The 259-nt window shown below is 44.4% G+C and carries 1 pseudogene; it reads left to right on the top strand.

What is annotated here, in order from left to right:
• A pseudogene (locus tag AC1RP4_RS08055) lies at positions 1 to 259 on the top strand (hypothetical protein); the annotation flags it as partial.

The raw sequence follows: 259 nt of genomic DNA, 5'->3' as shown, positions 1-259 counted from the left end.
GCAAATTATTGATTGGTATGTAAAAATCGGGTCAAATGTCTCCGTTCTTTATCTGCCTGAAGATGTTCGACAATTGTCCGGAGATGTGATTATTGCGACTGATTGCTGGACGGCATTCCCGGTTAGTCAAGCTCAGAAATTCAAAGAGAGATTTTATTTTATTCAGGATTTTGAGCCTGATTTTCATCCGGCCGGTGCAAATCGCTTGGTCGCAGAAAGCACCTATGATTTAGGGTTCTCGGCCTTGTGCGCTGGCGAC

Source organism: Dellaglioa sp. CoH-56-MRSF-10, assembly GCF_056782175.1.
The sequence above is the reverse complement of the archived record's forward strand: the minus strand, read 5'-3'. Positions and strand labels throughout refer to the sequence as shown.